This is a genomic window from Thiocapsa sp., from assembly GCF_018399035.1.
Lineage (GTDB): Bacteria > Pseudomonadota > Gammaproteobacteria > Chromatiales > Chromatiaceae > Thiocapsa.
This window is the reverse complement of sequence record NZ_CP073760.1, coordinates 1029234-1055613: the sequence shown is the minus strand read 5'-3', so window position 1 is coordinate 1055613 and position 26380 is coordinate 1029234. Positions and strand designations below refer to the sequence as shown.

Annotated in this window: 30 protein-coding genes and 1 pseudogene; 5 read left to right on the top strand and 26 right to left on the bottom strand. The window is 62.5% G+C overall.

Annotated elements, in window-relative coordinates; all coding sequences use genetic code 11:
- Nucleotides 1–30: 30 nt before the first annotated feature.
- The 20 genes from KFB96_RS04750 to KFB96_RS26365 all read right to left on the bottom strand — a co-directional run bounded on the left by KFB96_RS04750 (nt 31) and on the right by KFB96_RS26365 (nt 19352).
- Nucleotides 31–978 carry a glycosyltransferase family 2 protein gene (locus KFB96_RS04750; RefSeq protein ID WP_213459897.1) on the bottom strand — a complete coding sequence of 316 codons (948 nt, stop codon included), beginning with the start codon at nt 976–978 and terminating at the stop codon, nt 31–33.
- Nucleotides 979–1242: 264 nt separating this feature from the next.
- A complete protein-coding gene (locus KFB96_RS04745) occupies nt 1243–3294 on the bottom strand; it encodes a tetratricopeptide repeat protein (protein ID WP_213501773.1) in 2052 nt (683 codons plus the stop codon).
- A gap of 223 nt (nt 3295–3517) precedes the next feature.
- Entirely contained in the window at nt 3518–3916 is a 399-nt protein-coding gene (locus KFB96_RS04740) for a pilin (protein ID WP_213459423.1), read from the bottom strand.
- 602 nt (nt 3917–4518) lie between these two features.
- A complete protein-coding gene (locus KFB96_RS04735) occupies nt 4519–5022 on the bottom strand; it encodes a PD-(D/E)XK nuclease family transposase (RefSeq protein ID WP_213501770.1) in 504 nt (167 codons plus the stop codon).
- A 129-nt stretch (nt 5023–5151) separates the two neighbouring features.
- Nucleotides 5152–5613: a PD-(D/E)XK nuclease family transposase gene (locus tag KFB96_RS04730; RefSeq protein WP_213459419.1), complete on the bottom strand. Its 462-nt coding sequence runs from the start codon at nt 5611–5613 to the stop codon at nt 5152–5154.
- A 128-nt stretch (nt 5614–5741) separates the two neighbouring features.
- A complete protein-coding gene (locus KFB96_RS04725) occupies nt 5742–6635 on the bottom strand; it encodes an Rpn family recombination-promoting nuclease/putative transposase (protein ID WP_213501768.1) in 894 nt (297 codons plus the stop codon).
- A 587-nt stretch (nt 6636–7222) separates the two neighbouring features.
- Nucleotides 7223–8029, bottom strand: coding sequence for a PD-(D/E)XK nuclease family transposase (locus tag KFB96_RS04720; protein WP_213501765.1), 807 nt, complete (start codon nt 8027–8029; stop codon nt 7223–7225).
- 27 nt (nt 8030–8056) lie between these two features.
- The gene (locus KFB96_RS04715) at nt 8057–9013 is read right to left on the bottom strand and encodes an Rpn family recombination-promoting nuclease/putative transposase (RefSeq protein ID WP_213501763.1); all 957 of its coding nucleotides are present in this window, start codon (nt 9011–9013) and stop codon (nt 8057–8059) included.
- 248 nt (nt 9014–9261) lie between these two features.
- On the bottom strand, nt 9262–9552 hold the full coding sequence (locus KFB96_RS04710) for a HigA family addiction module antitoxin (protein ID WP_213459417.1): 291 nt from the start codon (nt 9550–9552) through the stop codon (nt 9262–9264).
- An 11-nt stretch (nt 9553–9563) separates the two neighbouring features.
- On the bottom strand, nt 9564–9920 hold the full coding sequence (locus KFB96_RS04705; protein WP_366931530.1) for a type II toxin-antitoxin system RelE/ParE family toxin: 357 nt from the start codon (nt 9918–9920) through the stop codon (nt 9564–9566).
- Nucleotides 9921–10219: 299 nt separating this feature from the next.
- Entirely contained in the window at nt 10220–10648 is a 429-nt protein-coding gene (locus KFB96_RS04700) for a hypothetical protein (protein WP_213501761.1), read from the bottom strand.
- A 274-nt stretch (nt 10649–10922) separates the two neighbouring features.
- Nucleotides 10923–11846: a hypothetical protein gene (locus tag KFB96_RS04695; protein WP_213501757.1), complete on the bottom strand. Its 924-nt coding sequence runs from the start codon at nt 11844–11846 to the stop codon at nt 10923–10925.
- A gap of 1016 nt (nt 11847–12862) precedes the next feature.
- The gene (locus KFB96_RS04690) at nt 12863–13774 is read right to left on the bottom strand and encodes a hypothetical protein (protein ID WP_213459413.1); all 912 of its coding nucleotides are present in this window, start codon (nt 13772–13774) and stop codon (nt 12863–12865) included.
- Nucleotides 13775–14188: 414 nt separating this feature from the next.
- Nucleotides 14189–14659 (bottom strand): hypothetical protein, encoded by a 471-nt coding sequence (locus KFB96_RS04685; protein WP_213501759.1) that lies wholly within the window; start codon nt 14657–14659, stop codon nt 14189–14191.
- 232 nt (nt 14660–14891) lie between these two features.
- Entirely contained in the window at nt 14892–15815 is a 924-nt protein-coding gene (locus tag KFB96_RS04680) for a hypothetical protein (RefSeq protein WP_213501757.1), read from the bottom strand.
- Nucleotides 15816–16317: 502 nt separating this feature from the next.
- On the bottom strand, nt 16318–16698 hold the full coding sequence (locus tag KFB96_RS04675) for a hypothetical protein (RefSeq protein ID WP_213501755.1): 381 nt from the start codon (nt 16696–16698) through the stop codon (nt 16318–16320).
- 232 nt (nt 16699–16930) lie between these two features.
- Nucleotides 16931–17878, bottom strand: coding sequence for a hypothetical protein (locus tag KFB96_RS04670; protein WP_213501753.1), 948 nt, complete (start codon nt 17876–17878; stop codon nt 16931–16933).
- Between the two features lie 239 nt (nt 17879–18117).
- Nucleotides 18118–18336 (bottom strand): hypothetical protein, encoded by a 219-nt coding sequence (locus KFB96_RS04665; protein ID WP_213459411.1) that lies wholly within the window; start codon nt 18334–18336, stop codon nt 18118–18120.
- A 315-nt stretch (nt 18337–18651) separates the two neighbouring features.
- Nucleotides 18652–18921, bottom strand: coding sequence for a hypothetical protein (locus KFB96_RS04660; protein ID WP_213459409.1), 270 nt, complete (start codon nt 18919–18921; stop codon nt 18652–18654).
- Between the two features lie 47 nt (nt 18922–18968).
- The gene (locus tag KFB96_RS26365) at nt 18969–19352 is read right to left on the bottom strand and encodes a DUF6399 domain-containing protein (RefSeq protein WP_300971307.1); all 384 of its coding nucleotides are present in this window, start codon (nt 19350–19352) and stop codon (nt 18969–18971) included.
- 319 nt (nt 19353–19671) lie between these two features.
- Here KFB96_RS26365 and KFB96_RS26360 point away from each other — a divergent pair, with 319 nt between their 5' ends.
- Nucleotides 19672–19959 carry a hypothetical protein gene (locus tag KFB96_RS26360; protein ID WP_300971306.1) on the top strand — a complete coding sequence of 96 codons (288 nt, stop codon included), beginning with the start codon at nt 19672–19674 and terminating at the stop codon, nt 19957–19959.
- Nucleotides 19947–20075, top strand: coding sequence for a hypothetical protein (locus KFB96_RS26355; protein ID WP_300971305.1), 129 nt, complete (start codon nt 19947–19949; stop codon nt 20073–20075). Before KFB96_RS26360 ends, KFB96_RS26355 begins: the two co-directional genes overlap by 13 nt.
- Nucleotides 20076–20199: 124 nt before the next feature.
- Here the strand turns inward: KFB96_RS26355 and KFB96_RS26350 are convergent, their stop codons facing one another.
- From KFB96_RS26350 to KFB96_RS04645, 3 genes and pseudogenes are all read right to left on the bottom strand, one after another.
- The gene (locus KFB96_RS26350) at nt 20200–20625 is read right to left on the bottom strand and encodes a hypothetical protein (protein ID WP_300971304.1); all 426 of its coding nucleotides are present in this window, start codon (nt 20623–20625) and stop codon (nt 20200–20202) included.
- A 243-nt stretch (nt 20626–20868) separates the two neighbouring features.
- Nucleotides 20869–21063 carry a DUF433 domain-containing protein gene (locus KFB96_RS04650; RefSeq protein WP_213459407.1) on the bottom strand — a complete coding sequence of 65 codons (195 nt, stop codon included), beginning with the start codon at nt 21061–21063 and terminating at the stop codon, nt 20869–20871.
- A pseudogene (locus KFB96_RS04645) lies at nt 21063–21152 on the bottom strand (TraY domain-containing protein); the annotation flags it as partial. The gene KFB96_RS04650 and the pseudogene KFB96_RS04645, both read right to left, overlap by 1 nt.
- Nucleotides 21153–21392: 240 nt before the next feature.
- Here KFB96_RS04645 and KFB96_RS04640 point away from each other — a divergent pair.
- Nucleotides 21393–21551, top strand: a complete 159-nt coding sequence (locus KFB96_RS04640) for a hypothetical protein (RefSeq protein WP_213459405.1) — start codon at nt 21393–21395, stop codon at nt 21549–21551.
- 311 nt (nt 21552–21862) lie between these two features.
- Here KFB96_RS04640 and KFB96_RS04635 read toward each other — a convergent pair whose 3' ends face one another.
- On the bottom strand, nt 21863–22753 hold the full coding sequence (locus KFB96_RS04635; RefSeq protein ID WP_213459403.1) for an Rpn family recombination-promoting nuclease/putative transposase: 891 nt from the start codon (nt 22751–22753) through the stop codon (nt 21863–21865).
- 111 nt (nt 22754–22864) lie between these two features.
- On the opposite strand from KFB96_RS04635, the gene KFB96_RS04630 reads away from it, so the two are divergent.
- A complete protein-coding gene (locus tag KFB96_RS04630) occupies nt 22865–23140 on the top strand; it encodes a BrnT family toxin (protein ID WP_213459401.1) in 276 nt (91 codons plus the stop codon).
- On the top strand, nt 23124–23423 hold the full coding sequence (locus KFB96_RS04625) for a BrnA antitoxin family protein (protein WP_120798113.1): 300 nt from the start codon (nt 23124–23126) through the stop codon (nt 23421–23423). The genes KFB96_RS04630 and KFB96_RS04625 overlap by 17 nt, the downstream gene beginning before the upstream one ends.
- A gap of 696 nt (nt 23424–24119) precedes the next feature.
- Here the strand turns inward: KFB96_RS04625 and KFB96_RS04620 are convergent.
- Complete coding sequence (locus KFB96_RS04620; RefSeq protein WP_213459399.1) at nt 24120–24410, bottom strand: hypothetical protein; 291 nt, start codon at nt 24408–24410, stop codon at nt 24120–24122.
- A 366-nt stretch (nt 24411–24776) separates the two neighbouring features.
- On the bottom strand, nt 24777–26357 hold the full coding sequence (locus KFB96_RS04615; RefSeq protein ID WP_213459398.1) for a peptide chain release factor 3: 1581 nt from the start codon (nt 26355–26357) through the stop codon (nt 24777–24779).
- Between the last annotated feature and the right edge of the window lie 23 nt (nt 26358–26380).

Sequence of the window (26380 nt, the reverse complement as noted above, 5' to 3'; positions counted from 1 at the left end):
GGGCATCGGACATCGTGGGAACCGCGATCCTCAATCCCCCTCGCGATAGTTCAACGCCGTGATCTGTTCTGAAATCAGCCCCATCATAAAGACGATGATCGCCGCGGTGAGCAGTAAGGCGCTCATGTTGGTGAATCGACCAAGGGTCAGAAAGGTATAGAGATAATAGCCGATCCCGGTCGCGAAGAAGGCTGCGCTGACCGGGAAAAAGAGCTTCAGCGGTGAGTAGAGCGTCGCGACCTTGAACATGATCAGCAGGAAGCGCACGCCGTCCCGAAATGGGCGCAGGTGGCTGGTGCCTTGGCGCTTGGCGGCATGAATCGGGACATAGCCGACCGGATAACCGGACCGGAAGAACGCCATCGTGATGGTGGTGGGGTAAGAGAATCCGTTCGGCAACAGATACAGAAAGCGCTTGAACCGCTCTGCGCGGACGACGCGGAACCCGGATGTCAGGTCGTGGATCTTGTGGCCCGTGATCAGGCTTGCGAACCAGTTGTAGAAGCTGTTGGCGAGCGATCGGCCGACGCTCGCTTGAGAGCCGACCCCCCGCGCGCCAACCACCATGTCGTAGCCTTCGTCGAGTTTCGCGAGTAACTGGGGGATATCCGCCGGGTCGTGCTGGCCGTCTGCGTCCATGAAGACCAGGATCTCGCCGGCCGCGGCGCGCGCACCGGACTTGACGGCAGCGCCGTTGCCCAGGCTGTAGGGGTGCGAGATGACGTGGGCGCCGTGGGCGAGGGCGACCTCGGCCGTTTGGTCGGTCGAGCCGTCGTCGAGCAGGATCAGCTCGGCGTGAGGAAGCGTCGCGCGCAGTCGAGTCAGTAGGCCCTTGAGGGATTCGGCCTCGTTCTTGGCCGGCAGGATCACCGACAGGAGTGGCGTACCCGCTTGTTGGTATTCCGGGGGGAGAGAGTTGCTCAAGATCGCCTCGCCGATGTCTTGCGTTCTTGACCTGGTGTCGTCTTGGTGCAGCATAGGCCAAGGGTTCATTCGTTGTCACATGATATAGGCCGCAGCGCGGTACCGAGCGCAGACGAAATCCTCGGCTGGCTCGATACCGATCCCTGGTGCGGAGCCCTGGATTCCACGACGCGGGAGTGAGCGGCGCCTTATCACGGGAAATCGAACTTATGCAGGCGCGATCCGATAACGGGAGCAATGGACACTGATCCGCGAGGCTTTGCAACGTGGGCAACGACCCGATGACAGCGGTTCACCGATCAAGAGGGGAGGCGATCCTCACAGCACAGCCGCCGAATCGAGAATCGCAGACGCGGACGGCGTAGGTTGGTCCTGACCCCGAAAACGGCCCTCCAAGAATGATAAAAAAGAAGACCCCGGAACATCTTGACAGACAAGGACAGACAAGAGTCTTCCTGAGTCGATCCTTTGTGATTCACGCATGATCTCTAGGAAATCATCAAGGCGCTTCAGCCAAAGCGAACGCTCCAGTCTTGATCTCGGACTCAATTCACGTGCTTCCGCCAGAAAAGCATACACCTGGTCATACTCACCAGCATTCGCCATCAACGATAGGCCGTAGAAAAGCACATCTAGATTAGGCGATAACCTAAAAGACTCACGAAAATAGTCGTTGGCTTTCTTAATATCTCCTGTCTCCACCTCGGCAAAGGCTTTAGTCAAAATAAGTTGTGAGCGCACATTTTTGTTCTGGGCATAGGGCGGATTCTGCAGCAATGCATCCGCCATTCTGCTAAGAGCAGAATAATCTCGACTTGGGCACAGGTGAGCTGGGTCCGCATTCGCAAACTTAGCGAGTTCATACGCGGCAAGCGGCTGATAATTGGCAGTGTGTAAGACTGAAATCACCTCATTTAGAAGGCGCGGAAATTCTTCTTCTTGTCCAAGACAAAGACCAGTCCGTTGAATTTGGACAAGTGCTAAACCTGGATTCTGCTCCACTGCTGCATCCAGCACCTGTCGCGCACCCTGTAAGTCACCTTTTCTGACAAGCTGAGTAGTCAAGAACTGTGCGCCGCGTTGGGACCAAGGATTTTCGTCTAGCCATATTCTTGCATTGGGCAACGCGTCATTCCACTGCGATGTCACCTGGAAAAGGATGACCATGAAAATTAGGACATAGGACGAAATTGCAATAATGACTAGTCTGCGATAGCGCACAGCGATACAGAACAATCCGAAAATCAAAGCAAAATATAATCCAAAAGCGGGTAAGTAGTTTCGATGCGCGAAGTAGATTTCCAGACCTATAAAACTTGATTCGAGTAGATGTCCAACCAGAAAAAATGTTAGTCCGAAGAGTAGATAAGGTGCCTTTTTCCGAAGCATCAAGGCTGTGAGGATCAAAGCGATCCAAAACCCAGCCGCTAACAACGTTGATAGTGGATCTAGCCAGCCCGAAGGGACCGGCCAACGGTCAGTGAATGGTGAAACTGCGGCCGCGCGAGGAAGCAGCAGATTGCGCAAATAGTCAAGTAGGACAACTGGTTGTCCCATCATGCGCTCAAGTGGAGAAAAGTACCGATGGGGTCCGTAGCCATGCTCTAGGATTCCAGGCAAACGGATGGCGAGATAGCCTACCAGGAGTAGAGCTGGTACGACAGCCAGCAAAAGAATCAGGCTACGCTCAACTGCCCCGCGCAGCCGGTTCGCTGGTGGCACCCAAAGCCACAGGATCACAAGTGCAAACAACGACAGGAGAGCGCCGTTCTCTTTCGAAAGTGCAGCACAAAGGGTGCCAAACCCCAGGCCACAAACCAGCATGAGGCGTACTCGCCAACTCTGCCGGTCCTTGAGCAGTTGTGCCCAGACAAAGGCGGTTAAACCCATTAGGACGAAGAGAGCGGATAGGCTCGTCATTCGCTGGATCAGCATCAGATGAGTCGTCGCAAGAAATGGACTCATCCCCCAAAGCGCGGCTACGCCTAGTCCGATCCAGGAAGATACCGTTTTTTCAGGTATGCGCAGACGCGCCAGACCAACCGCCAGGAAGAAGGTCATGAGCGTTGCGAGTGCATGAACTCCAAAATTGACACTGAGCAATGCCGACATGTTCTCAGGCCAGGAAGAAGCCTGGAGAGCAAAGGTTGACAGGGACAAAGGACGTCCCAAGGGACCGGTGATTCCGGTCGAGACATAGACCAAACCAGAGTGAATATCCTGGATCTTACTCAGTCCGTCGAGACTCGGCCAATCATCGAAGAGTGCGTATCCCGGCAGGGCCAGACTGTACAACCATAGGATGAGTGCAATGGTGATCCCCAGCAACAGGATCGAAACAGATCTTACTTGAGATCGCATAGATTTCATCAGTAATCAGGCAGGAGATACTGTCGCGAATTCGGCCAGGCCACGAACGTATACAGAATAGCGATCTAGCGAATCAATGGTCCCTTCTTGTTTGCCAGCGTCGAGATCAAAAATGGGAGTCTGATAATCGGTGCCTGAATACCTTGCTTCGTCCATGAGGCAAGGTATTGGTGCCACCTAGGTTTCTCTTACCGGGTTGTGTTTCGGAAAAACGCGTTGGCGGCTACTTACAGCCCGAAGGGAGGTATTTGGATTCAAGTTCTTTGCATTTCCAGCCCTGAATCTGTGATCCAGAGATTACGGGGGAAATCTCCATTGTCTCACCGCTCAACGCACCGCTGGAGAATTCCACAGACAATACACTACTAGCAGCAGTGACCCCACCTGCCGCGATGTATTTGCCAGCCAGATCTGCTAAAGGGGTGTCATCGAACACTGCGCCTTCGGCTTGTGCAACGGCCAAGTCGGCTCGTGCCCCTCCCGTAAGCGACAATGCCTCGACCGCTTGAGCCCTAGCCGTATAATCCTGATACGCCGGCAACGCAATCGCCGCCAAAATACCAATGATCGCCACGACGATCATCAGCTCGATAAGTGTAAAACCGGATTGCTGCTTTTTCATGTTTGTACTCTCGTTGCTGTGTGATGACCCGGGCGATCCCGGCGGTTGGGTACTGCCAGTGTTCTTGCGTCGCATCCCTGGGTGTCCCGACCTAGATACAGCATCATTCGGGCCAGTCGCCGCGCTCCGGTGACGATACGGACGGCGCGCTGAGACGCCGCGCACGGCCCTAAAGGAAATCCACATCGAACACCGTGACGGCCATCACGCTTCCCCGAATCCCCGCAGCGCCCCAAGGCGTTGAAATCCCTAAAGCCGCAGGGTGATTCAGCCTTTCTCGCCCAAAGCGCGATCGATCGACCGGCGATTCTCAACCGGATGCGTGTCGCGCGTGATCCGCCGAGCGCGATCCGTAGGATCCACCCGACACGGCGACACGCCCCTCGATTTCGACCGATCGTGTCAGAATGTGACGAAACGGGGCGGGGTCGGGGTGCCGATTCTTGTCGCCCGGGCGGGTCGGGCGATCGGATGAAGACGGACGGGTTGCGGATCGCGCTGTGGGTCGAACTTGAGTCCGACTCTGCTGTGCTGCTGCTCTCGGCGGGATTCTCGGGCTGAAGCCCGACCCACATACCGCGCGCCCGGGTGCCGACAGGGCCTCAGCGGTCGGTCTGCTGCTGCAGGAGCGCCTTGAGGCGTGCGACCTCGGCGAGCGCGGCCTGCTCGCCCTCGCGCGCGGCCTGCTCCCCGGCGCGTGCGGCTTCCTTGGCTTGGCGCTCGGCTTCCGTGGCTTGGCGCTCGGCTTCCGTGGCTGCGCGCGCGGCTTGCTCGTTCGCGCGCGCGGCTTCCGTGGCTGCGCGTGCCTCGTCCAGCACGCGCTGAATCGTGCGTTGCACGCGCAGCGCCTCCTGCCGGGACTGATAGCGATGATAGTCGCGCTCTTTTTCGGAAAAGCGGCTCAAGATGCTCATGGCCTGCCTCATGATGGGATGCTGCATCCACTCGGGGAGATGCTCGGGATTGAGGTGTTCGCCGTCCTTGAGGAATTTTAGCCAACGTTCGGCGTCTGTTTCGACCCGCGGGCGGGCATCGGTTTCAGGTCTTGAGTCGTGCGAGGCCCAACGCACCGGCGGCGGGTGTTGCGCTTCCTGTCGTCGGCGCAATCGACGGGTGGGTCACGGGCCGCGGGATGATAGGGGGTAACGCGTCTCGCCCGCGACATGGCGGCGGAGGCGGCTTGCGCACCCGCACGGCCGGTCCGCCGACGCAACGCCCTTCTCTCGGACTGCTGCTCAGCCGTCTTTTTGCTGCTCCAGGAGTGCCTTGAGGCGGGCGACCTCGGCGAGCGCGGCCTGCTCGCCCTCGCGCGCGGCCTGCTCCCCGGCGCGTGCGGCTTCCTTGGCTTGGCGCTCGGCTTCCTTGGCTTGGCGCTCGGCTTCCGTGGCTGCGCGTGCCTCGTCCAGCACGCGCTGAATCGTGCGTTGCACGCGCAGCGCCTCCTGCCGGGACTGATAGCGATGATAGTCGCGCTCTTTTTCGGAAAAGCGGCTCAAGATGCTCATGGCCTGCCTCATGATGGGATGCTGCATCCACTCGGGGAGATGCTCGGGATTGAGGTGTTCGCCGTCCTTGAGGAATTTTAGCCAACGTTCGGCGTCTGTTTCGACCCGCGGGCGGGCATCGGTTTCAGGTCTTGAGTCGTGCGAGGCCCAACGCACCGGCGGCGGGTGTTGCGCTTCCTGTCGTCGGCGCAATCGACGGGTGGGTCACGGGCCGCGGGATGATAGGGGGTAACGCGTCTCGCCCGCGACATGGCGGCGGGGCGGCTTGCGCACCCGCACGGCCGGTCCGCGGACGCAACGCCCTTCTCTCGGACTGCTGCTCAGCCGTCTTTTTGCTGCTCCAGGAGCGCCTTGAGGCGTGCGACCTCGGCGAGCGCGGCCTGCTCGCCCTCGCGTGCGGCTTCCTTGGCTTGGCGCTCGGCTTCCTTGGCTTGGCGCTCGGCTTCCGTGGCTGCGCGCGCGGCTTGCTCGTTCGCGCGCGCGGCTTCCGTGGCTGCGCGTGCCTCGTCCAGCACGCGCTGAATCGTGCGTTGCACGCGCAGCGCCTCCTGCCGGGACTGATAGCGATGATAGTCGCGCTCTTTTTCGGAAAAGCGGCTCAAGATGCTCATGGCCTGCCTCATGATGGGATGCTGCATCCACTCGGGGAGATGCTCGGGATTGAGGTGTTCGCCGTCCTTGAGGAATTTTAGCCAACGTTCGGCGTCTGTTTCGACCCGCGCGACCTGGAATTTGCTCAACTCGAAGAGCCGGATGGCGCCGTGGTCGACGAGCCGGCGCCCCTGGTCGTCGCGCAGAGAATAACGATGAGCATACTCCGGTCGCTCGACAAAGAGGGTTTGATCGAGGATCCAGATCGCATAGGTCGGCCGGAGCGCGTCGTAATCCTGGCCGCTGTGCAGTTGCTGGCTGTAGAGATCGGCCCAGGCATAGAGGATGCGCGGGGCCAGATATTGGGGGAAGACCAGGAGCTGGATCTCCACCTGAAACATCCGGCGGGCCGTGTCGCGGGCCTTGACGTCGACGATGGTGAGCTTGTCGTCGAGGGTCTCGCGCTCGTTGTAGGGGTTGAGGATATCGACCTCGGCGACGGGTGCTTCGAGATCCTCCGCGAGCAAGGCGTTGAGGAGGTGGATGAGCAGATCGCGCCGGTCGTCGGACCCGAACAGGGTTTTGAAGACGCAGTCGATCTTGGGGTCGATGGGGCGGTGCATACACAGAGTGTATAGCGGCGCCCGGGCGCCGACAATGCGTAAAGTCGCCGACTAAAGGAAATCCTCATCGAACGCCGTGACGGCCATCACGCTTTCACGGATCGGCACCTCGGGCCAAGACATTGAAATCCCCTATGGCGGCCGTGTATCTCCGCAATCTCTACTGAAAGCGCCACCGATCGACAGGCGATTCTCGGCCGGATAAGGGTCGGGCGTGATCCGCCCGGTACGGCCCGCCGGATCGCCCGGACGCGGCAACACGACCATCGATTCGGACCCAGCGTGTCAAAAGGTGACGAAACGGGGCAGGGTGGTGTGCCGATTTTTGTCGCTCGGGCGGGTCGGGCGATCGGATCGCGAGCGCCGGGTTGCGGATGGCATCCGCGATGAGAATTCGGCGTTTCGGAGGTCGCGCCTAGCCGTGCGTGGCACAACGCACCGCCGGCGGTGTTGCGCGTCCTATCGTCAGCGCAATCGACGCCGTTACGGCGTTACGGGATGATCAGGAGGTGGCGCGACTCACCCCGTAATCTGGCCGCGGGGCGTCCGCACGCCGGCCCACGCGGCGCCTGTTCTCGAACGGTAGCTCAGCGGTTGGTCTGCTGTTGCAGGAGGGCCTTCAGACGCGCGACTTCGGCGAGCGCGGCTTCCTTGGCTTGGCGCTCGGCGTCCGTGGCCTCGCGCGCGGCCTGCTCGCGCTCGCGTAAGACTTGTTCGCGCTCGCGTGAGACTTGTTCGCGCTCGCGTAAGACTTGTTCGCGCTCGCGCGAGGCCTGCTCTTCCGCGCGAGCCGCTTCCGTGGCCGCGCGTGCCTCGTCCAGCATGCTCTGGATGGAGCGTTGCACGCGCAGTGCCTCCTGCCGGGACTGGTAGCGATGGTAGTCGCGCTCTTTCTCGGAAAAGCGGCTCAAGATGCTCATGGCCTGCCTCATGATGGGATGCTGCATCCACTCGGGGAGATGCTCGGGATCGAGTTGTTCACCGTCCTTGAGGAATTTTAGCCAACGTTCGGCCTCTGTTTCGACCTGCGCGACCTGGAATTTGCTCAACTCGAAGAGCCGGATGACCCCGTGGTCGACGAGCCGGCGCCCCTGGTCGTCGCGCAGAGAATAACGATGAGCATACTCCGGTCGCTCGACAAAGAGGGTTTGATCGAGGATCCAGATCGCATAGGTCGGACGGAGCGCGTCGTAATCCTGGCCGCTGTGCAGTTGCTGCGTGTCAAAAGGTGACGAAACGGGGCAGGGCAGGGGTACCCATTCTTGTCGCTCGGGCGGGTCGGGCGATCGGATGAAGACGGACGGGTTGCGGATCGCGCTGTGGGTCGAACTTGAGTCCGACTCTGCTGTGCTGCTGCTCTCGGCGGGATTCTCGGGCTGAAGCCCGACCCACATACCGCGCGCCCGGGTGCCGACAGGGCCTCAGCGGTCGGTCTGCTGCTGCAGGAGCGCCTTGAGGCGTGCGACCTCGGCGAGCGCGGCCTGCTCGCCCTCGCGCGCGGCCTGCTCCCCGGCGCGTGCGGCTTCCTTGGCTTGGCGCTCGGCTTCCTTGGCTTGGCGCTCGGCTTCTTTGGCTTGGCGCTCGGCTTCCGTGGCTTGGCGCTCGGCTTCCGTGGCTGCGCGCGCGGCTTGCTCGTTCGCGCGCGCGGCTTCCGTGGCTGCGCGTGCCTCGTCCAGCACGCGCTGAATCGTGCGTTGCACGCGCAGCGCCTCCTGCCGGGACTGATAGCGATGATAGTCGCGCTCTTTTTCGGAAAAGCGGCTCAAGATGCTCATGGCCTGCCTCATGATGGGATGCTGCATCCACTCGGGGAGATGCTCGGGATTGAGGTGTTCGCCGTCCTTGAGGAATTTTAGCCAACGTTCGGCGTCTGTTTCGACCCGCGCGACCTGGAATTTGCTCAACTCGAAGAGCCGGATGGCGCCGTGGTCGACGAGCCGGCGCCCCTGGTCGTCGCGCAGAGAATAACGATGAGCATACTCCGGTCGCTCGACAAAGAGGGTTTGATCGAGGATCCAGATCGCATAGGTCGGACGGAGCGCGTCGTAATCCTGGCCGCTGTGCAGTTGCTGGCTGTAGAGATCGGCCCAGGCATAGAGGATGCGCGGGGCCAGATATTGCGGGAAGACCAGGAGCTGGATCTCCACCTGAAACATCCGGCGGGCCGTGTCGCGGGCTTTGACGTCGACGATGGTGAGCTTGTCGTCGAGGGTCTCGCGCTCGTTGTAGGGGTTGAGGATATCGACCTCGGCGACGGGTGCTTCGAGATCCTCCGCGAGCAAGGCGTTGAGGAGGTGGATGAGCAGATCGCGCCGGTCGTCGGACCCGAACAGGGTTTTGAAGACGCAGTCGATCTTGGGGTCGATGGGGCGGTGCATGCGAAGAGTGTATAGCGGCGCCGGAGCGTCGACAATGCGTGACGAGGGCCGTCGTGCCGTGCGCCGTTGCAGAGGCGCTGCGCGGCGGTCTTCGACGTGAGCCGGCAACGGGCTCGGTGCCGTGTGTTGCGCGCAGGTTGTCCCGAGCTTGCGAGTCACAACGTACCGGCGGCGGGTTGCGCTCCTATCGTCAGCACAATCGACGGGTGCTGGCGCCACGAGCACGCCTTTCTCAATACCGAGCTGCGTCAGGCGGCTTCGAGGGGTCGGATCCTTGAAACGTCGACGGTTCTTTGTGCTCGTGCCAAATCCCACCCGCGCTGCAGGTTCATCCAGTACTCCGGGGTGGTCTTGAAGAAGGTTGAAAGTCGAATCGCACTGTCGGCTGAAAGGGCCGTTTCCTGTTTGATCAGCCGTTCAATCCGCGTGCGCGGCACATCAAGGCGTTTGGCCAGCGCGATGGCGCTCATGCCCAGTGGCTTGAGATACAGCTCGGATAACACTTCGCCCGGATGCGAGGGATTGGAAAGCAAGCTCATATCATCGCCTATTAGTGGTCATCGATGATCTCGACATCTTTTGGTCCTTGGTCGGTCCAAGCGAAACAGATCCGCCATTGGTCATTGATACGCACCGAATGCTGGCCGGCACGATCGCCGGACAGCGCTTCGAGATGGTTGCCGGGGGGAAATCGAAGGTCCTCCAGCTCTACCGCCGCATCGAGTGCCGACAACATGGCGCGAGTGCGTTTGACCAAGTCGCCCGGGAAGCCCTTGCCGAAGCGACCCTGAACCGCTTGCGCAGCAAACTTGCCCTTGGTGCCTAGGATCATGAAAAGATAAGTATCGCATTGCGATACATTTGGCAAGTCGAGGCGGGGAAACCGGGAGGGAGAAACCGGGGACATCGGGGTCAGGTCTTGACTTATGCCTTGGGGCTAAGTCGGCGTCGAAGTAGGCGCAATCTAACTCGAAAAAGACCGCTTCGTCGGTCTTTTTTTGCGAGGCTTCGGTGAGGCGTCGGTGTCAGGTCTTAAGACGAAACACGGCAGGGTCGTCGGGGTGCCGATTCTTGTCGCTCGGGCGGGGCGGGCGATCGGATCGTGAGCGCCGGGTTGCGGATGGCATCCGCGATGAAGATCCGGCGTCTCGTCGCGTGTGCCGAGTCGTGCGACGCACAACGCACCGGCGGCGGGTGTTGCGCTTCCTATCGTCGGCGCAACCGACGGCTGTAGAGATCGGCCCGGGCATAGAGGAGGCGTGGCGCCGGATCCGGGAAGACGAGGCGTTGGATCTTCACCTGAAAGACCCGGCGGGCAGCCGTTCTGAATTTGCGTCGGCCCGGAGAGCGGTCCGCTCCCGGGACCGCCGACTTCAGTCGGCGAGGCATGCCGCGGACTCGGCACTTCCTGAATCCGCAGCGCGTTTGCCTCGCGCAGACTGAAGTCGGCGGTCCGGGGGCGCGCCGGGCGTTTTGGGTCGAACTTGGAGTTGCTGCCGGGCGGGCCGTGTCGTGGGCCTTGACGTCGACGATGGTGAGCTTGTCGTCGAGGGTCTCGCGCGCGTTGTAGGGGTTGAGAATATCGACCTCGGCGACCGGTGCGGAGAGATTCTCGGCGAGGGCCTTGCTCGTCACTCCGGTGCCATCGTGGCACGTGGCGCAGAGCGCCAGGGGCATGCGTGACACCGCAGAGCGGGTGTCACGAGCGACTGATGTTTTGGGTGGCCGGTCTTACGAGCGATCCCCGGTCAGGCGCCGCGCGCTTGGATCAGGAGCGCCTGCAGGCGCGCGACCTCGGCGAGTGCGGCCTTCTTGGCTGGGCGTTCGGTTTCCCGGGCGCGAAGAGCTGCACGCTCTCGTCGTCGCCGACTCCGCCTCGCCTGGCCTTGAGTTCCATGCGCGACGATCCTTATGGGCCATCACCGAAGACCTCGTCGAGGGTCTGCGCGGTGAGCACGCGGGTGGACCAGTACAGCAATGACTCCGCATCGGCGCTTTCCACGCGCTGGCGGACGCTGTCGGGTAGATCGCCGAACCGGATCTTGAGCAGGGCCAGCAGCACGCGCGCCTCGCCGCGTTGGACGCCTGTCTCGATGCCTTGCTCGATGCCTTGCTCGATGCCTTGCTCGATGCCTTGCTCGATGAAGCGCTGGGCAAATCCGCTCATGTCGGCCGCCTCCTGAGGGTAGCGTTGGTTGTATAGGATGCGTTCATTCTCGGTGAGGTCGGCATAGATGTCGATGAAATCGAGATATTTCAGACGTCGCTCGGGATCGGACTCAAGCTGCAGGAGACCGCGCGTGGCCTGGGCATAGACCTCGAGCTTCTCGTCCGGGGCGTAGGCCATGCTGGGCAGCGTCAGGCGTTCCACGAGATTGGTGCTGTTGAAGGAGTCGCGGGCACGTCGCGCGAACAAGGCGCAGTGCAGATAGTGGAATTGCAGATACCGGCACTGCTCGCTGCCCAGGGCCAGTCGCTCGGCGTAGTGCCCGGGGTGCAGAAAGATCACCACCGGGACGACCCGCTCGGTGTCGAAGAGCTCGGCGAGATCCAGGCAATAGTGCGCAAGGCGATGGATGGAGAAGCGGCGTGGCTCGGTTTCTTCCTCGAAAACAAAGAGCACGGCGGCACGTCGCCCGTCGGGCCATTCCACCAGCAGTGGAACATCAAGCTCGCGAAAGCGTTCGCCGAGGCGTTCCTGCAGTTGCTCCTCGCGAATCGGCAGGATCCTGACCGCGGCGTCGACGCCGTGGGACTCATCGGCGGCGAAGAAGGCGATGGATTCGCGCGGGTAGTCGACAATCATGTTCTTGAAGTTCTGGTCGTGGCTCATGGCGGAGCGGAGCGGTGCGGCATGGCGAGATGGATGATTGCAAGAATTACACGGATCGCATGCGCGTTCCAGGTGTTGAATCCCCGCAAGGCGGGCCTGTAAAGCGAACGGCATCGGTGTCAGGTCTTGACTTGTGCCTTGGGGCTAAGTCGGCGTCGAAGTAGGCGCAATCTAACTCGAAAAAGACCGCTTCGTCGGTCTTTTTTTGCGAGGCTTCGGTGAGGCGTCGGTGTCAGGTCTTAAGACGAAACACGGCAGGGTCGTCGGGGTGCCGATTCTTGTCGCTCGGGCGGGGAGGGCGATCGGATCGTGAGCGCCGGGTTGCGGATGGCATCCGCGATGAAGATCCGGCGTCTCGTCGCGTGTGCCGAGTCGTGCGAGGCACAACGCACCGGCGGCGGGTGTTGCGCTTCCTATCGTCGGCGCAACCGACGGCTGTAGAGATCGGCCCGGGCATAGAGGAGGCGTGGCGCCGGATCCGGGAAGACGAGGCGTTGGATCTTCACCCGAAAGACCCGGCGGGCAGCCGTTCTGAATTTGCGTCGGCCCGGAGAGCGGTCCTGGGGGGCGCGCCGGGCGTTATTGGGCCGAAATTGGAATTGCTGCCCGGCGGGCCGTGTCGTGGGCCTTGACGTCGACGATGGTGAGCTTGTCGTCGAGGGTCCCGCGCGCGTTGTAGGGGTAGGATATCGACCTCGGCAACCGGTGCCGAGAGATCCTCGGCGAGGGCCTTGCGCGTCACTCCGGTGCCATCGTGGCACGTGGCGCAGAGCGCCAGGGGCATGCGTGACACCGCAGAGCGGGTGTCACGAGCGACTGATGTTTTGGGTGGCCGGTCTTACGAGCGATCCCCGGTCAGGCGCCGCGCGCTTGGATCAGGAGCGCCTGAAGGCGCGCGACCTCGGCGAGTGCGGCCTTCTTGGCTGGGCGTTCGGTTTCCCGGGCGCGAAGAGCTGCACGCTCTCGTCGTCGCCCACTTCGCCTCGCCTGGCCTTGAGTTCCATGCGCGACGATCCTTATGGGCCATCACCGAAGACCTCGTCGAGGGTCTGCGCGGTGAGCACGCGGGTGGACCAGTACAGCAATGACTCCGCATCGGCGCTTTCCACGCGCTGGCGGACGCTGTCGGGTAGATCGCCGAACCGGATCTTGAGCAGGGCCAGCAGCACGCGCGCCTCGCCGCGTTGGACGCCTTGCTCGATGCCTTGCTCGATGCCTTGCTCGATGCCTTGCTCGATGAAGCGCTGGGCAAATCCGCTCATGTCGGCCGCCTCCTGAGGGTAGCGTTGGTTGTATAGGATGCGTTCATTCTCGGTGAGGTCGGCATAGATGTCGATGAAATCGAGATATTTCAGACGTCGCTCGGGATCGGACTCAAGCTGCAGGAGACCGCGCGTGGCCTGGGCATAGACCTCGAGCTTCTCGTCCGGGGCGTAGGCCATGCTGGGCAGCGTCAGGCGTTCCACGAGATTGGTGCTGTTGAAGGAGTCGCGGGCACGTCGCGCGAACAAGGCGCAGTGCAGATAGTGGAATTGCAGATACCGGCACTGCTCGCTGCCCAGGGCCAGTCGCTCGGCGTAGTGCCCGGGGTGCAGAAAGATCACCACCGGGACGACCCGCTCGGTGTCGAAGAGCTCGGCGAGATCCAGGCAATAGTGCGCAAGGCGATGGATGGAGAAGCGGCGTGGCTCGGTTTCTTCCTCGAAAACAAAGAGCACGGCGGCACGTCGCCCGTCGGGCCATTCCACCAGCAGTGGAACATCAAGCTCGCGAAAGCGTTCGCCGAGGCGTTCCTGCAGCTGCTCCTCGCGAATCGGCAGGATCCTGACCGCGGCGTCGACGCCGTGGGACTCATCGGCGGCGAAGAAGGCGATGGATTCGCGCGGGTAGTCGACAATCATGTTCTTGAAGTTCTGGTCGTGGCTCATGGCGGAGCGGAGCGGTGCGGCATGGCGAGATGGATGATTGCAAGAATTACACGGATCGCATGCGCGTTCCAGGTGTTGAATCCCCGCAAGGCGGGCCTGTAAAGCGAACGGCATCGGTGTCAGGTCTTGACTTGTGCCTTGGGGCTAAGTCGGCATCGAAGTAGGCGCAACTTGACTGGAAAATGACCGCCTCGTCGGTCTTTTCTTTGCGAGGCGTCGGTGAGGCGTCGGTGTCAGGTCTTAAGACGAAACACGGCAGGGTCGTCGGGGTGCCGATTCTTGTCGCTCGGGCGGGGAGGGCGATCGGATCGTGAGCGCCGGGTTGCGGATGGCATCCGCGATGAAGATCCGGCGTCTCGTCGCGTGTGCCGAGTCGTGCGAGGCACAACGCACCGGCGGCGGGTGTTGCGCTTCCTATCGTCGGCGCAACCGACGGCTGTAGAGATCGGCCCAGGCATAGAGGAGGCGTGGCGCCGGATCCGGGAAGACGAGGCGTTGGATCTTCACCCGAAAGACCCGGCGGGCAGCCGTTCTGAATTTGCGTCGGCCCGGAGAGCGGTCCGCTCCCGGGACCGCCGACTTCAGTCGGCGAGGCATGCCGCGGACTCGGCACTTCCTGAATCCGCAGCGCGTTTGCCTCGCGCAGACTGAAGTCGGCGGTCCGGGGGCGCGCCGGGCGTTTTGGGTCGAACTTGGAGTTGCTGCCGGGCGGGCCGTGTCGTGGGCCTTGACGTCGACGATGGTGAGCTTGTCGTCGAGGGTCTCGCGCGCGTTGTAGGGGTTGAGAATATCGACCTCGGCGACCGGTGCGGAGAGATTCTCGGCGAGGGCCTTGCGCGTCACTCCGGTGCCATCGTGGCACGTGGCGCAGAGCGCCAGGGGCATGCGTGACACCGCAGAGCGGGTGTCACGAGCGACTGATGTTTTGGGTGGCCGGTCTTACGAGCGATCCCCGGTCAGGCGCCGCGCGCTTGGATCAGGAGCGCCTGCAGGCGCGCGACCTCGGCGAGTGCGGCCTTCTTGGCTGGGCGTTCGGTTTCCCGGGCGCGAAGAGCTGCACGCTCTCGTCGTCGCCGACTCCGCCTCGCCTGGCCTTGAGTTCCATGCGCGACGATCCTTATGGGCCATCACCGAAGACCTCGTCGAGGGTCTGCGCGGTGAGCACGCGGGTGGACCAGTACAGCAATGACTCCGCATCGGCGCTTTCCACGCGCTGGCGGACGCTGTCGGGTAGATCGCCGAACCGGATCTTGAGCAGGGCCAGCAGCACGCGCGCCTCGCCGCGTTGGACGCCTGTCTCGATGCCTTGCTCGATGCCTTGCTCGATGCCTTGCTCGATGCCTTGCTCGATGAAGCGCTGGGCAAATCCGCTCATGTCGGCCGCCTCCTGAGGGTAGCGTTGGTTGTATAGGATGCGTTCATTCTCGGTGAGGTCGGCATAGATGTCGATGAAATCGAGATATTTCAGACGTCGCTCGGGATCGGACTCAAGCTGCAGGAGACCGCGCGTGGCCTGGGCATAGACCTCGAGCTTCTCGTCCGGGGCGTAGGCCATGCTGGGCAGCGTCAGGCGTTCCACGAGATTGGTGCTGTTGAAGGAGTCGCGGGCACGTCGCGCGAACAAGGCGCAGTGCAGATAGTGGAATTGCAGATACCGGCACTGCTCGCTGCCCAGGGCCAGTCGCTCGGCGTAGTGCCCGGGGTGCAGAAAGATCACCACCGGGACGACCCGCTCGGTGTCGAAGAGCTCGGCGAGATCCAGGCAATAGTGCGCAAGGCGATGGATGGAGAAGCGGCGTGGCTCGGTTTCTTCCTCGAAAACAAAGAGCACGGCGGCACGTCGCCCGTCGGGCCATTCCACCAGCAGTGGAACATCAAGCTCGCGAAAGCGTTCGCCGAGGCGTTCCTGCAGTTGCTCCTCGCGAATCGGCAGGATCCTGACCGCGGCGTCGACGCCGTGGGACTCATCGGCGGCGAAGAAGGCGATGGATTCGCGCGGGTAGTCGACAATCATGTTCTTGAAGTTCTGGTCGTGGCTCATGGCGGAGCGGAGCGGTGCGGCATGGCGAGATGGATGATTGCAAGAATTACACGGATCGCATGCGCGTTCCAGGTGTTGAATCCCCGCAAGGCGGGCCTGTAAAGCGAACGGCATCGGTGTCAGGTCTTGACTTGTGCCTTGGGGCTAAGTCGGCATCGAAGTAGGCGCAACTTGACTGGAAAATGACCGCCTCGTCGGTCTTTTCTTTGCGAGGCGTCGGTGAGGCGTCGGTGTCAGGTCTAAGACGAAACACGGCAGGGTCGTCGGGGTGCCGATTCTTGTCGCTCGGGCGGGGAGGGCGATCGGATCGTGAGCGCCGGGTTGCGGATCGCGTCAGCGATGAGGATCCGGCGTCCCGTCGCGTGTGCCGAGTCGTGCGAGGCACAACGCACCGGCGGCGGGTGTTGCGCTTCCTGTCGTCGGCGCAATCGACGGCTGTAGAGATCGGCCCGGGCATAGAGGAGGCGTGGCGCCGGATCCGGGAAGACGAGGCGTTGGATCTTCACCCGAAAGACCCGGCGGGCAGCCGTTCTGAATTTGCGTCGGCCCGGAGAGCGGTCCGCTCCGGGACCGCCGACTTCAGTCGGCGAGGCATGCCGCGGACTCGGCACTTCCTGAATCCGCAGCGCGTTTGCCTCGCGCAGACTGAAGTCGGCGGTCCGGGGGCGCGCCGGGCGTTTTGGGTCGAACTTGGAGTTGCTGCCGGGCGGGCCGTGTCGTGGGCCTTGACGTCGACGATGGTGAGCTTGTCGTCGAGGGTCTCGCGCGCGTTGTAGGGGTTGAGAATATCGACCTCGGCGACCGGTGCGGAGAGATTCTCGGCGAGGGCCTTGCGCGTCACTCCGGTGCCATCGTGGCACGTGGCGCAGAGCGCCAGGGGCATGCGTGACACCGCAGAGCGGGTGTCACGAGCGACTGATGTTTTGGGTGGCCGGTCTTACGAGCGATCCCCGGTCAGGCGCCGCGCGCTTGGATCAGGAGCGCCTGCAGGCGCGCGACCTCGGCGAGTGCGGCCTTCTTGGCTGGGCGTTCGGTTTCCCGGGCGCGAAGAGCTGCACGCTCTCGTCGTCGCCGACTCCGCCTCGCCTGGCCTTGAGTTCCATGCGCGACGATCCTTATGGGCCATCACCGAAGACCTCGTCGAGGGTCTGCGCGGTGAGCACGCGGGTGGACCAGTACAGCAATGACTCCGCATCGGCGCTTTCCACGCGCTGGCGGACGCTGTCGGGTAGATCGCCGAACCGGATCTTGAGCAGGGCCAGCAGCACGCGCGCCTCGCCGCGTTGGACGCCTGTCTCGATGCCTTGCTCGATGCCTTGCTCGATGCCTTGCTCGATGCCTTGCTCGATGCCTTGCTCGATGCCTTGCTCGATGAAGCGCTGGGCAAATCCGCTCATGTCGGCCGCCTCCTGAGGGTAGCGTTGGTTGTATAGGATGCGTTCATTCTCGGTGAGGTCGGCATAGATGTCGATGAAATCGAGATATTTCAGACGTCGCTCGGGATCGGACTCAAGCTGCAGGAGACCGCGCGTGGCCTGGGCATAGACCTCGAGCTTCTCGTCCGGGGCGTAGGCCATGCTGGGCAGCGTCAGGCGTTCCACGAGATTGGTGCTGTTGAAGGAGTCGCGGGCACGTCGCGCGAACAAGGCGCAGTGCAGATAGTGGAATTGCAGATACCGGCACTGCTCGCTGCCCAGGGCCAGTCGCTCGGCGTAGTGCCCGGGGTGCAGAAAGATCACCACCGGGACGACCCGCTCGGTGTCGAAGAGCTCGGCGAGATCCAGGCAATAGTGCGCAAGGCGATGGATGGAGAAGCGGCGTGGCTCGGTTTCTTCCTCGAAAACAAAGAGCACGGCGGCACGTCGCCCGTCGGGCCATTCCACCAGCAGTGGAACATCAAGCTCGCGAAAGCGTTCGCCGAGGCGTTCCTGCAGTTGCTCCTCGCGAATCGGCAGGATCCTGACCGCGGCGTCGACGCCGTGGGACTCATCGGCGGCGAAGAAGGCGATGGATTCGCGCGGGTAGTCGACAATCATGTTCTTGAAGTTCTGGTCGTGGCTCATGGCGGAGCGGAGCGGTGCGGCATGGCGAGATGGATGATTGCAAGAATTACACGGATCGCATGCGCGTTCCAGGTGTTGAATCCCCGCAAGGCGGGCCTGTAAAGCGAACGGCATCGGTGTCAGGTCTTGACTTGTGCCTTGGGGCTAAGTCGGCATCGAAGTAGGCGCAACTTGACTGGAAAATGACCGCCTCGTCGGTCTTTTCTTTGCGAGGCGTCGGTGAGGCGTCGGTGTCAGGTCTAAGACGAAACACGGCAGGGTCGTCGGGGTGCCGATTCTTGTCGCTCGGGCGGGGAGGGCGATCGTGCGGCCTGCTCGCCCGCGCGTGCCTCGTCCGTGGCCGCGCGTGCCTCGTCCAGCATGCGCTGGATGGAGCGTTGCACGCGCAGTGCCTCCTGCCGGGACTGGTAGCGATGGTCGTCGCGCTCTTTCTCGGAAAAGCGGCTCAAGATGCTCATGTCCTGGCTCATGATGGGATGCTGAGAGAAAAGGGTGGTGTCAGGTCTTGACTTGTGCCCTGTGCCCTGTGCCTATTTTAAGCACCTTCGGGGTGACAGCTAGACCGCTGTGGGGGAAAAGGGGTCCGGGAAAAGGGGTCCGGTTCGAAGAACGTTCAACTTAAGGTCGGCCCCCGTGGGTCGAAATTCAGTCCGACCTGCTCTCGGCGTCATCTCGCAGCGCGGGTGTTGCGCTCGACGCCGAGCGCTGCTGGGTGGCCTGCGGCGTTGTCGGGCTGAAGCTCGACCCATTTCAGACGTCGTGATCGCAGGCAGTCAGGCGTCGCGCGATTGGTTCAGGAGTGCCTGCAGGCGCGCGACTTCGGCGAGCGCGGCTTCCTTGGCTTGGCGTTCTGCCTCTTTGTCTAGTCGTTCCGCCTCCTTGGCTTGAAGTGCTTCCTCCTTGGCTTGTCGCTCGGCTTCTTTGGCAGCACGCTCTTTCTCCAGCTCCTGTTGGATGGAGCGCTGCTGGCGCAGGAACTCTTGATGCGCTTGGTCGACGTGATAGGCGCGGTCTTTCTCGGAGAAGGCGGTCAAGGTGCGCATAGGCCTTGTTCATTATCCCGGCCACCGCCATCAGGCCGCGACCGGCATCAGATAGGGCAGTTTCGGCGGGCGTGGCCGTCGGCGTCGCGGTCGCGGCGGCAGGGCACACGCAGTAGTAGCTCCTCGAACAGTGCGGGATGTGTCCGCCCGAAGAAGCGCTCGGCGGCGGTCGTGCCGTCGGGACGGCGGATGTGGAAGTTGTGCACGGCGGTGAGCGCGGCGAGCCTGCGGTCGCTCAAGCGATGACGCCCGTGATGATGCAGCGACAGTTGGCCGTTGCGTCCTTCCACACAGGAGCTGCTGCGTTGGAACAGATCGGCGCAAGCGCCGGCGACCTGTTCGACCCGAGCGCTGTCCTCGGGCGCGAGACGCTGCAGCGGATGATCGGCGCGCCGCAGGACGTCGAGCAACGCGGTACTCGCCGCCTGCACGCGGTGTCGGGTCTCGGCCGCGGTGCTGCGGGCGGCGACGCGCTTCGAGGTAGATGCCGGGGATGAGCTGCTCGAGGACCGCCGCTTCCAGCTCCGGGGATAGTGCGAGGGCCTCGACCCTGGCGGTCACGGTGGCGAAGAAGAACGCGAGCGTGGCGAGCCACTGCACGGTCAGGCGCTCGGCCTTGGCGAGGCGTTCGCGAGCGCGCTCGGGCAGCTCGGCGGCCTCGGCCAATCCCTTCAGGCGCGTCCAGACGTCGGTGAAGCGCGCCGCCACACGCTCCACCGGCTGGGTCTGTCCATCCACCGGATCATACGGGTGATACAGCACGCCGAGCTCGCGGATCAATGCGCGCGCCTCGCTCTGCCGCTCCCGTGCGCGGTCGCGTTCGGCTTCCACGGCGACCAGCGCGCTCAGGGCGGCGCCAATGCGGGTCTCGAAGTCGGGCGGACGCCCGAGCGGGCGCGGCACGCGCGCCTCGAACGCCTGCTGCGCCGCGCGCTCGGCCTCCCAGTGTCTCTGCGCGGCGGCGACGCCGGCTTCGGCCTGGCGCAGATCGCGCGCCAACGCCAGGACGTGGCTTTGGAGACCTCGTGTTGGCCGTGAAAGAGGTCCGGGAGTGGTGGGCACCGAAATCCGCCTCGGCATGCCGACGCAGCGCCTTGGCCTCGTCGGCGGTGCTCTGGATCACCTCCACGGCAAGCCCCGTGCAGGCGTCCTGAAGCGCCGCCGTCCAGGTCGCCGCGGTGCGATCCGCGGCGTATTGCTCCAGGACAATGAAGTTCGACACCGGCTCGATGTTGACCAAGCAGATCCCCGGATGAAAGGTTTCGTCCTCGCACACCGTCACCGCACGCGCCGGCATGCCCTCGGCAAGCGCCGTGCGCTGCTGCGCGGCCACCGCGACCACGGCCGTTTCAAGGCGACATTCAGCGCATGCTGCGCGCCGTCGCTGACCCCGACGAAGGCCGACAGTCCGCTCAGCTCCAGGAACTCACTCACCAGCCGGGTGCCGCCCGCCGCCCGCAAGGTGATGCTGAAATGCGCCGCCAACACCAGCCGATGCAACCAATCGATCCCCTCCGGGGTGCGTGCGAAGGCCGTCAAGCCCGTCGGCGGATCCCCGCGCGGAACCTCCCCGCACCAGTCGCGCAAGGTGCTGCGCGCAATACCCATCTCGGTGGCCACGGCGCGTTGCGTCTCCCCCGCCGCCAGCCGTGCTTCGGCCGCCGCGATGTGCTCGGCTTGCTCCAAGCGTGTGCGTCGCGTCATGAGCCGATGCTCCGGCCCGGTCTCGAACGTCCGGGTAGCGCAGCGCCCGCGCTTGGTCTAAAGTCACTCTCGGCAGGATCTTCGAACATCTTTTCGAACCCTCGGTTAGTTTGCACTTCCAAGGGTATGAAATTTCGTGGGTCCTGCCAAATCCCCGCACATCCGTCACCAAGCCCCGGACTCGGACTTGGACGGGCTTATGAACAACGCCGTGCGCATATTTGCAGGCTCAGAGATTGGACTTCACGGGCTGCAGCGGTAGGTGAGGATTTGATCGTCAAGGCTGATGGCCGCAAATTCCAACGCTTGTCGAATGTCCTCGTCGTCGATTTCAGGATAGTCCTGTTTCAGCTCGTCGTGGTCCGGATAAGCGGCCACGGCTTTAACCACGCGGCGAACGGTCAGTCTCATACCGCGGATACAGGGCTGTCCGTTCATCGAGCCGGGGTTGATTTGGTGCGCCCTGTGGCCCGTGCCAAGGCTTCGAGCCGCTGCTCCACGTCGGCGGGGAGTCGGATGGCCAGCATGATCAGTCTCCTAAGGCGATTTCCGGGAATGATCATCCCGGCCGTGCGTGTTGCCAATGCTTACCGGGCGACTAAAGTCGCCCCTACATGTTGGTCGATGCTTTCCCGGAAATCACCTAAGTTAAAGCGCTATACAAGCATAGCGGGGACATCGGGGTCTTGACTTATGCCTTGTATCCAGAGCTAGAGGTGGTGCGTGCCAACCCACTGACGATCCGGATGAAACGGTTGGATGACCGCATGGCCAACCTTGAGCTGCGGATGACCGCCCAAGAGCAACATCTCGGCGCGCTTGTTCTGTCGCTGCCGTCGATCCACGACCGTCTCGATGTGTTGACCAGACGCGTGGAGCGTGTGGAGAGCCGATTGGAGCTCAAAAACGCGGACCCCAGCGGTTGACGGCATGTCCGTCCTCCCGGGGAAAAGGTCCAGGTTCAAATAACCCTCAACTTAGGCGATTTCCGGGAATGATCATCCCGGCCGTGCGTGTTGCCGATGCTTACCGGGCGACTAAAGTCGCCCCACATGTTGGTCGATGCTTTCCCGGAAATCACCTTAAGTCCGGTCTCCTGTGGGTCGGAATTCAGCTTGCCTGATTTCGGCGTTATCCTGCAGCGCGGGTGTCGCCCTCGGCGCCGAGCGCTGGGTTGCCTGAAACGGCGTTGTCGGGTTGAAGCCCGACCCACTTCAGACGTCGTGATCGCAGATTGTCAGGCGTCGCCCGATTGGTTCAGCAGCGCCTGCAGGCGCGCGACCTCGGCGAGCGCGGCTTCCTTGGCTTGTCGCTCGGCCTCGTTGGCTCGAAGCGCTGCCTCGTTGGCTCGAAGTGCGGCCTCCTTGGCTTGAAGTGCTGCCTCCTTGGCTTGTCGTTCCGATTCCTTGGCAGCTCGCTCTTTCTCGAGCTCCTGTTGGATGGAGCGCTGTTGGCGCCAGAACTCTTGACGCGCCTGGTACTGGTGATAGGCGCGTTCTTGCTCGGAGAAGGCGGTCAAGGTGCTCATGGCTTGCCTCATCACAGGGGTTTGCATCCAATTGGGGAGCTTCTCGTCATCGAGGGTTTCAGCCTCGTTGAAGAATTTCAGCCAGCGTTCTTGCTCGGTTTCGACCTGTTGGACGGCGAATTTGTTCAGCTCGTAGATCCAGATGCCGCCGTGGTCGACCAGATCTTGCCCCTGATCATCGCGCATCCGGTAGCGGTGTGCATAGGCCGGCGTGTCGTCGCGCAGGGTCTGGTCGAGCAGCCAGATCGCATGGGTCGGTTTGAGGATGCTGTAGTCTTGACCGCGACGCAGTTGTCGGCGGTAGAGGTCCGCCCAGCCGTAGAGCATGCGCGCGGTCAGATCCGCATAGACCGACAACTGGATCTCGATCTGAAAGACCCGGCCGGCGGCATCGCGGGCTTTCACGTCGACGATGGTGAGTTTGTCCTCGAGGGTTTCCCGCGGGTTGTAGGGATCGAGGATCCGCACCGCGCTGATCGGACGGGGGAGCGTGTCGATCAGCATCGCATTGAGAAAGTCGATGAGCAGCGCGCGGTTCTCCTCCGCGCCCAGCAGGGCTTTGAAGACACAGTCGACTTTCGGATTGATGCGGTGTTGCATGCGAAGAGTGTACGGTTGCCGAGCGATATGGGCAATGCCAAGAGCTCAACAACCGGCCCGATCTCGGCGCCACGACTTGAATATCCGGACAGACACGCTTAACGTCGCTCCATGGAGATCGAATTCGACCCGGACAAAGCCGCTGACAATCCGGTCAATCACGACGGTGTGACCTTCGATGAGGCACGTCATGTGCTGCTTGATCCCTTCGCGCTGACACGCGAGGACGTGGACGCGAACGGCGAGCAGCGATTCGTGACCCTTGGCATGGGCGGGCGGGGACGTGTCCTCGTGGCGGTGTGGACACTCCGCGGGAATCGCATTCGTTTGATTTCCGCCTGGAAAGCTAACCAATCCCAACGGCGGCACTATGAGCAACAGTTCTGATCCCCTTTTCGACGACTATGCCGACCTTGATTTTACCGATGCCAAGTCTGTTTCCGAAGTACCGGCATTGGCACGTCTGCAGGCCGAGCAAGGAAGCCAGTCGCAGGTGACGATGCGGGTGGACAACCGGATCTTGGCGGCATTCAAGGCGCGCGCCGAGATGATGGGCAGCAATTATCAAACGCTGATGAACGATGCACTGCGCCAGTTCGTTGAAGGGCAGACGCTCGCGGATGTCGTGCGCGAAACGATTCGGAGCGAGCTCCATCAGAACGGAGCCTGAAGCAGCGAGCGGGGGCATCGGTGTCAGGTCTGAAGACGAAACACGGTGGGGTCGGGGTGCCCACTCTTGTCGCTCGGGCGGGTCGGGCGATCGGATCGCGACCGCCGGGTTGCGGATGGCATCCGCGATGAGGATACGGCGCGGCGTCTCGTCGCTTGTGCCGCCGAGCCGTGCGAGGCTCAACGCACCGCCGGCGGGTGTTGCGCTTCCTGTCGTCAGCGCAATTGACGGGTGCATCACGGGCCCCTGGATGATAGGGCAGCGCGTCTCGCCCGCGACGTGGCGGCGGGGGCGGCTCGCGCACCCGCACGCCCGTTCCGTGGACGCAACGCCCTTCTCTCGGACAGCCGCTCAACCGTCCTTTTGCTGCTGCAGGAGTGCCTTGAGGCAGGCGATCTCGGCGTCCGAGAAAAGGGTGGTGTCAGGTCTTGACTTGTGCCCTGTGCCCTGTGCCTATTTTAAGCACCTTCGGGGTGACAGCTAGACCGCTGTGGGGGAAAAGGGGTCCGGGAAAAGGGGTCCGGTTCGAAGAACGTTCAACTTAAGGTCGGCCCCCGTGGGTCGGAATTCAGTCCGACCTGCTCTCGGCGTCATCTCGCAGCGCGGGTGTTGCGCTCGACGCCGAGCGCTGCTGGGTGGCCTGCGGCGTTGTCGGGCTGAAGCTCGACCCATTTCAGACGTCGTGATCGCAGGCAGTCAGGCGTCGCGCGATTGGTTCAGGAGTGCCTGCAATCGCGCGACTTCGGCGAGCGCGGCTTCCTTGGCTTGGCGTTCTGCCTCTTTGTCTAGTCGTTCCGCCTCCTTGGCTCGTCGCTCCGCCTCCTTGGCTTGAAGTGCTTCCTCCTTGGCTTGTCGCTCGGCTTCTTTGGCAGCACGCTCTTTCTCCAGCTCCTGTTGGATGGAGCGCTGCTGGCGCAGGAACTCTTGACGCGCTTGGTAGGCGTGATAGGCGCGGTCTTTCTCGGAGAAGGCGGTCAAGGTGCGCATATCGCCGTGCATCCTTGAGGAGGAGAAGCCATTGCTGTTCATGCAGGGGGGACTGCATGAAACCGAACCGTGCATAAAAGCCCGCCGCCCCAGTCCCTGACGGACCCGCTGCGGGGCGTCGAGGCAGTCGATCTGGCCGACGGTCAGGCTGTAGTAGCCGATGACGCGTTCGACGCACGTGATCCAATCGGCACATGTGACTTTACATAATATACATTATGCGAAATCATGCTGACCCAGTAGGATGGGTAGAGCATCGGCGAAACCCATCCTCCAAACCGCCGGGTTGCCGGGTTTCGGTCCGATGCGCTTGGCGCGGGCTGGATGGGTTTCGCTGACGCTCCACCCATCCTACGCGTTCATGACTTACAGCTCGCGCGTCGCAAGGAACCGCACGTCGGGCCAGCGCTCTTGGGCCAGGTCCAAGTTGACGCGGGTCGGCGCCAAATAGACCAGCTGGTCGTCGCCGTCCAGTGCGAGGTTCTCGTAGTTCTTCTCCTTGAACTGCTCGAGGCGTTTCGGGTCCTCGCAGACGACCCAGCGCGCGGTCTTGACGCTGGCGGGCTCGAACAGTGCCTCGACGCCGTACTCGTCTTTGAGGCGATAAGCGGCGACATCGAACTGCAGAATGCCGACGGCACCCAGGATCATGTCGTTGTTCTTGAGCGGCCTGAAGACCTGGGTCGCGCCCTCCTCGGAAAGCTGAACCACGCCCTTCTGCAGGGCCTTCATCCGCAGCGGGTCCTTGAGGACGACGCGACGGAACAGCTCGGGAGCAAAGTACGGAATGCCGCCGTATTTCAGCTCCTCGCCCTCGGTGAAGGTATCGCCGATCTGAATGGTGCCGTGATTGTGCAACCCGATGATATCGCCCGGCCAAGCCTCTTCCACGTGGCGACGCTCGTCGGCCTGGAAGGTGATGGCATTTGCGACCTGAATGGTCTTGCCGATGCGCACGTGCCGCATCTTCATGCCCTTCTTGTAGCTGCCCGAGCAGACGCGCAGAAAGGCCACTCGGTCGCGGTGCGCCGGGTCCATGTTTGCCTGGATCTTGAAGACGAAACCGGTAAACGGCTCTTCGGCGGGATCCACCGGGCGTTGCAGTGTGTCGCGTGCACGCGGCGCCGGCGCGTATTCGACGAAGGCGTCGAGCAGCTCGCGAACCCCGAAGTTGTTGATCGCCGAACCGAAGAAGACCGGTGTCTGCCGACCGCCGATGTAGGCATCGAGGTCGAGCGGATGGCTCGCACCCTGGACCAGCTCCATCTCGATGCGCAGCTCGTCGGCCTGATCACCGAGCACCTCCTCCATACGCGGATTGTCGAGACCCTGGATGATCTCGCCCTCGGTGATGCGCCCGCCGTGCTGGGCGCTGAAGAGATGGGTGCGATCGAAGCGCAGGTCGTAGACGCCCTTGAAACGTTTGCCCATCCCGATCGGCCAGGTGACCGGCGCGCATTGGATCTTGAGGATGTCCTCGACCTCGTCGAGGACATCGATGGCGTCGCGGCCCTCGCGGTCGAGCTTGTTGATGAAGGTCAGGATCGGGGTGTCGCGCAGACGGCAGACCTCCATCAGCTTGATGGTCCGCTCCTCGACGCCTTTGGCGACGTCGATGACCATCAGGGCCGAATCGACCGCAGTCAGCGTCCGATAGGTGTCCTCCGAGAAGTCCTGGTGTCCGGGGGTGTCGAGCAGGTTGACGATGCTCTCGCCATAGGGAAACTGCATCACCGAGGAGGTCACGGAGATCCCGCGCTCCTTCTCCAGCTCCATCCAATCCGAGGTGGCGTGACGGGCGGCCTTGCGTCCCTTGACCGTTCCGGCGAGCTGGATCGCGCCCCCGAACAGCAGCAACTTCTCGGTCAGTGTGGTCTTGCCGGCGTCCGGGTGGGAGATGATGGCGAAGGTTCGACGCCGGTTGAGTTGTTCTTGGAGCTCGCTCATGGGGGGATCTATGCAGTCCGGGG

Excerpts from the sequence above, each read along its gene's own strand:
- KFB96_RS04750 (WP_213459897.1), bottom strand. The coding sequence starts at position 978 with ATGCTGCACCAAGACGACACCAGGTCAAGAACGCAAGACATCGGCGAG.
- KFB96_RS04745 (WP_213501773.1), bottom strand. The coding sequence starts at position 3,294 with ATGAAATCTATGCGATCTCAAGTAAGATCTGTTTCGATCCTGTTGCTG.
- KFB96_RS04740 (WP_213459423.1), bottom strand. The coding sequence starts at position 3,916 with ATGAAAAAGCAGCAATCCGGTTTTACACTTATCGAGCTGATGATCGTC.
- KFB96_RS04725 (WP_213501768.1), bottom strand. The coding sequence starts at position 6,635 with ATGCACCGCCCCATCGACCCCAAGATCGACTGCGTCTTCAAAACCCTG.
- KFB96_RS04720 (WP_213501765.1), bottom strand. The coding sequence starts at position 8,029 with ATGTGGGTCGGGCTTCAGCCCGAGAATCCCGCCGAGAGCAGCAGCACA.
- KFB96_RS04715 (WP_213501763.1), bottom strand. The coding sequence starts at position 9,013 with ATGCACCGCCCCATCGACCCCAAGATCGACTGCGTCTTCAAAACCCTG.
- KFB96_RS04710 (WP_213459417.1), bottom strand. The coding sequence starts at position 9,552 with ATGAGCTTGCTTTCCAATCCCTCGCATCCGGGCGAAGTGTTATCCGAG.
- KFB96_RS04705 (WP_366931530.1), bottom strand. The coding sequence starts at position 9,920 with ATGTCCCCGGTTTCTCCCTCCCGGTTTCCCCGCCTCGACTTGCCAAAT.
- KFB96_RS04695 (WP_213501757.1), bottom strand. The coding sequence starts at position 11,846 with ATGAGCCACGACCAGAACTTCAAGAACATGATTGTCGACTACCCGCGC.
- KFB96_RS04690 (WP_213459413.1), bottom strand. The coding sequence starts at position 13,774 with ATGAGCCACGACCAGAACTTCAAGAACATGATTGTCGACTACCCGCGC.
- KFB96_RS04685 (WP_213501759.1), bottom strand. The coding sequence starts at position 14,659 with ATGCCCCTGGCGCTCTGCGCCACGTGCCACGATGGCACCGGAGTGACG.
- KFB96_RS04680 (WP_213501757.1), bottom strand. The coding sequence starts at position 15,815 with ATGAGCCACGACCAGAACTTCAAGAACATGATTGTCGACTACCCGCGC.
- KFB96_RS04675 (WP_213501755.1), bottom strand. The coding sequence starts at position 16,698 with ATGCCCCTGGCGCTCTGCGCCACGTGCCACGATGGCACCGGAGTGACG.
- KFB96_RS04670 (WP_213501753.1), bottom strand. The coding sequence starts at position 17,878 with ATGAGCCACGACCAGAACTTCAAGAACATGATTGTCGACTACCCGCGC.
- KFB96_RS04665 (WP_213459411.1), bottom strand. The coding sequence starts at position 18,336 with ATGAGCATCTTGAGCCGCTTTTCCGAGAAAGAGCGCGACGACCATCGC.
- KFB96_RS04660 (WP_213459409.1), bottom strand. The coding sequence starts at position 18,921 with ATGCGCACCTTGACCGCCTTCTCCGAGAAAGACCGCGCCTATCACGTC.
- KFB96_RS26350 (WP_300971304.1), bottom strand. The coding sequence starts at position 20,625 with ATGACGCGACGCACACGCTTGGAGCAAGCCGAGCACATCGCGGCGGCC.
- KFB96_RS04650 (WP_213459407.1), bottom strand. The coding sequence starts at position 21,063 with ATGAACGGACAGCCCTGTATCCGCGGTATGAGACTGACCGTTCGCCGC.
- KFB96_RS04640 (WP_213459405.1), top strand. The coding sequence starts at position 21,393 with ATGGCCAACCTTGAGCTGCGGATGACCGCCCAAGAGCAACATCTCGGC.
- KFB96_RS04635 (WP_213459403.1), bottom strand. The coding sequence starts at position 22,753 with ATGCAACACCGCATCAATCCGAAAGTCGACTGTGTCTTCAAAGCCCTG.
- KFB96_RS04630 (WP_213459401.1), top strand. The coding sequence starts at position 22,865 with ATGGAGATCGAATTCGACCCGGACAAAGCCGCTGACAATCCGGTCAAT.
- KFB96_RS04625 (WP_120798113.1), top strand. The coding sequence starts at position 23,124 with ATGAGCAACAGTTCTGATCCCCTTTTCGACGACTATGCCGACCTTGAT.
- KFB96_RS04620 (WP_213459399.1), bottom strand. The coding sequence starts at position 24,410 with ATGCGCACCTTGACCGCCTTCTCCGAGAAAGACCGCGCCTATCACGCC.
- KFB96_RS04615 (WP_213459398.1), bottom strand. The coding sequence starts at position 26,357 with ATGAGCGAGCTCCAAGAACAACTCAACCGGCGTCGAACCTTCGCCATC.